Source organism: Collinsella sp. CLA-ER-H5, assembly GCF_040092375.1.
In the GTDB taxonomy this organism is placed as follows: domain Bacteria; phylum Actinomycetota; class Coriobacteriia; order Coriobacteriales; family Coriobacteriaceae; genus Collinsella.
Genome location: NZ_JBBNLR010000039.1, coordinates 1 through 4,164, shown reverse-complemented (window position 1 = coordinate 4,164; position 4,164 = coordinate 1). Strand labels below are relative to the sequence as shown.

General features: G+C 49.7%; 3 protein-coding genes. All 3 read left to right on the top strand.

Translation table 11 applies throughout. From position 1 onward, the window contains the following. The first annotated feature begins 80 nt into the window (after positions 1–80). Genes AAAX31_RS09995 through AAAX31_RS09985 form a run of 3 tightly spaced genes read left to right on the top strand, consistent with a single transcriptional unit; the run spans position 81 to position 4,074 of the window. The gene (locus AAAX31_RS09995; RefSeq protein WP_349077105.1) at positions 81–1,136 is read left to right on the top strand and encodes an IS1595 family transposase; all 1,056 of its coding nucleotides are present in this window, start codon (positions 81–83) and stop codon (positions 1,134–1,136) included. Between the two features lie 48 nt (positions 1,137–1,184). After that, positions 1,185–1,364: a type II toxin-antitoxin system RelB/DinJ family antitoxin gene (locus AAAX31_RS09990; protein WP_117638271.1), complete on the top strand. Its 180-nt coding sequence runs from the start codon at positions 1,185–1,187 to the stop codon at positions 1,362–1,364. Continuing rightward, on the top strand, positions 1,357–4,074 hold the full coding sequence (locus AAAX31_RS09985; RefSeq protein WP_349077104.1) for an N-6 DNA methylase: 2,718 nt from the start codon (positions 1,357–1,359) through the stop codon (positions 4,072–4,074). The genes AAAX31_RS09990 and AAAX31_RS09985 overlap by 8 nt, the downstream gene beginning before the upstream one ends. The last annotated feature ends 90 nt before the right edge of the window (positions 4,075–4,164 follow it).

The window sequence follows — 4,164 nt, the reverse complement described above, 5'->3', positions numbered from 1 at the left end:
GGCTCTGTTAGACCATAATTGACATATAGGTGATGCCACCGTGGTATAATGGAATTGTTAACCACGGCATTGGAGCAGATATGAACGCCGAGGATCTGGTCATCACCCTCAAGAAGAATATGGCGAAGTTAAGCAAGTCCGAGCGCCGTCGCGCAATCGAGTCGGTACGCGACGTCATCCGTGCCGCCATGTTCGACGATGCAGCGGGAACTGGCTACGAAATCCAGCGTTGCCCACGTTGCGGTTCGGTCGCTATCGTTAAAAAGGGCAAGTCCAGGAACGGTGAACAGCGCTACCTCTGCCGCGACTGCGGCAGGACGTTTTCAGGCTCCACCGACCGGATACTCGGCACGAGCAAGCTGCCCCGCGAAACCTGGATGGCCTATGCCGAATGCTTCGTCCTCATGCTCCCCCTCCGCGAGTGCGCTGATCGTTGCGGTGTCTGCCTCAAGACCGCCTATACCATGCGCCACAGGCTCATCGAGTGCCTGAAGGAATATTCGCCCACGTTCCATGTGGGGCAGGGGCAGGCCTGCGAACTCGACGAGACATACTTCCCCGAGTCCTTCAAGGGTAACCATTCAAAGGGCTCCTTCACCCTGCCGAGAAAGGCTCGCCACCGCGGCAAACAAGTCCACAAGCGCGGCCTCTCCCGCGAGCAGATCTGCGTCATGACAGGCATCAGCGACACGAACGCCACCTTCTTTGAGGTCTCGGGGCGCGGCGTGGTCTCGCGCAAGCGTGCGGCGGAAGCCCTTCGCGACCGTATCGGCGCGGGCGCGGTCGTTGCCACGGACAAGGCGACCGCATACATCGATGTACTGTGCGACCTGAAGGTCGCCTCGCATGAGTCCTATGACTCCAAGGACCGCTCGGAGGGCACCATCAACCGCATCAACACCGTCCATTCGCTCCTCGACTCGTTCATGGCGCGCTTCAAGGGAGTGTCCACCAAGCACTTGCGCGCCTACCTCGACTGGTTCCGCTGGTGCCGCACCTTCATGGCGACCGACTCCCGGACGGCTGAGTCCACGGTCGCACGTCAGCTCGCCAACGGCACCTGCGCTACCCGCATCCGTGACATGTTCAACGTCCTGCCGCCCTATATGGACTACTGGGTCACGAGGGCGGCATAGTCCGTTAAAATGGTGGCACCGTGGTATACACGAGAGATAGGAGCCGCCATGCCGTCGAACATACCAGCAACCACCATCAGGATCGAGCCGGAGGTAAAGAGGGAAGCGACCGCCATCCTCGACGAACTTGGTCTCTCCATGTCCACAGCGATGAATATGTTCCTCCGCGCGGTGATCCGCGAGGGCGGCATGCCGTTCGAGATGAAGGTAAATAAACCTAATGAATAATAAGGCGAAAAAAGCAATCTGCAGAAAAGAAGATTTGGGAAATGAAGCATCTGTTGAGCAGTTTTTTGTAGATAGGCTTCTCAAGCGCTTGGGCTGGTCAGACAGTCAAATTAAAACAAAGGAAAGCATTTCGGAACTCAGCATAAACTTGGGCCGAAAGAAGATACCTTATAAACCCGATTACGCTCTTTCGTATAGAAGAAAGGTGCGTTTTGTCATTGATGCCAAATCAACAAAGGAAAACCTAGATGATTGGGTCGGACAGTGCTCTAGCTATTGCCTTCTAATCAACCAAGGCTATAAGGACAATCCAGTCCAATACTTCGTTATAACGAACGGCTTGAAAACTATGCTGTACAGATGGGATAGTCGAAATCCCGTTCTCACATTATCTCTATCTGATATGAATAAAGGCTCCAAAGCCTTCGACGCCTTTGCAGAATACCTGTCACCGCAGTCTTTTAACGCGACTCATCCTGCTGGGCTCTCGAGCGAAACAGAGGAAGAACGCATCGTACTGAAGCAAATCGGACCTTCCGCGGTAAATAAACTATTCGGAAGTGCGCATTCCTATATCTATAAGCACGAACATCTCAGCTATGGAGCCGCTTTCACTGAATTTGTGAAGGTGATTTTCCTAAAAATGACCTCCGATAAAGAAGCGCATGAATGTAGCGAAGGATACGAAACGGATGAAGGCTACTCTGTACCTGTTTCACGAGCTAAATTTTCATCACAATGGATAAAAAAGGCCGAGGAAACGACTCCGAATCCCGTCAACACGATCCTCTTCGCTAAACTGGTAAAGAACTTCGAGGATCTGATCGCTCAAAAAAAGAAGAAGCGCATTTTTGAACCTAACGAGAAGATACGGTTGTCCGCCGGAACAATCAAAGAACTTGTTAAGCGATTTGAAGAAGTCGATCTCCATCTCATCGAAGACGACCTCAATGGCCGCATGTTCGAAACGTTTCTGAACGCAACTTTAAGAGGCAAATCACTCGGGCAGTATTTTACGCCGAGGAGTATTGTTGATATCGCTGTTGGCCTCTCAGACCTGCATGTCGGTAGAAGCATCTCTGATTGCTCACAAATAATAGATGCATGTTGCGGCTCTGGTGGGTTCCTTATCGGAGCCCTAAATGGCATGTGGGAAAAAGTCGATTCCAATGCTTCTCTTTCTATGAAAGAGAAGCAGGAGATCAAGAAAAACATTGCTGAAAATTGCATATGGGGCATCGATGTAGCTAGGGATCCAGCTTTAGCACGCATTGCTCGTATGAATATGTTCCTTCATGGAGACGGTGGGAGCAAAATCTTCCAGTTAGATTCCCTAGATAAGAATATCACCGTAGAAGAAGACGCGGATTCGCTCGAACTTAGAAGCGAGAAAAAGGAGTTTCGAGATGCAATTTCCGGGCGTAACGGCTATTTCGATTTGGCGCTAACCAATCCACCGTTTGCTGCGGAGTATAAATGCTCCGAACCGTCTGATTTAGCCCTTCTCAAAGATTACTCCATCGCTCATCGTCCAGATGGGAATGGAATCTCGAGCTTGCGCGGGACCGTACGTTCAAGCGTTCTATTTATTGAGCGTTACTACGACATTCTAAAACCTGGCGGTTCTTTAATAACCGTGCTAGATGATGGAATACTTGGAGGTGAAGACACTTCTTACGTTAGGGATTGGATTAGAAGTCATTTCATCGTCAAGGCGGTAATATCGCTTCCCGGTGACGCATTCCAGCGCTCTCAGGCAAGAGTCAAGACATCACTGCTCTTCTTGCAAAAGAAGATCGATGCTGCCCAAGAACAGCCTCGAATTTATATGCGGTATTGTTCGTATGTGGGGCTAGATAGCCCCAACAGGGAGCGAGTTCTTCCGTCTGATGCAATTACAGCACAAAAGGCGAAAGAGGAAATCACTGATATCGTTGATGGATATAAAGCATTTTTAGACGGCGATCCTGAAATTGCTCGACTTTATTCAGTTGATCCAAAACGCATAGAAAACCGAATGGATGTTAAGGCGACTCTTCTCGTTGCGGGCAGAAACGTTGAAAAATGGAGCGAACGGGGTTTTAAGGTCCGCGCCGCCAAAGACATCGCTGAACCCATTTGGGCTTCCGGTGCTGCCTGTGAAGACCGAGTGGGTGACCTCTTCTGTACCAGAGGGGATAACAAGAGAAAGAAAGTTACCTTTGCAGTGGTTAAGTATGACGGAACGATTGCTGCGGGTGATGAATCTTACGCTGAGGATGTTAGCTATGAGTCGCTTTTTAAGTTAAAAAAGGACGACGTCGTTCTAAGTAACATCAACGCTGTTAATGGCGCTGTTGCCGTTGTTGATTCGAAAACAGCCGGTTTATACGTATCTTCTGAATATACCGTTATTCAGCCAAAAGACCCGTTGACTGTTTATACGCTATGGTCGCTAATCAGATCTGATACCGCCCGCTCAGATTTGATATTGCTTTCTACAGGTATTGGAAGGACGCGAATTTCTTGGGACGTTCTTAGCGAGCTGAAACTGCCGGTTCCCAATCTAAAATCGATTCAGGTTATTCAAGAAAGAATGGAAGAACTAGCGGAAACCCGAAAGAAGGAGGCGGCGCTTCTTGAAGAGGTTAGCCAACTGGTTAACATTGATATCTGTAATTCAGACGAGCGTGCTTTGTCAGTTTTGACCGCATTCAAACCACCGAAATAGACTAATGCCCGGGAACAAATCGAATTGCTCCCGGGCATTATCGTCCTAGCTCGAAAAAGTGCTAAATGTCAATTCTGGTCTAACAGAGCC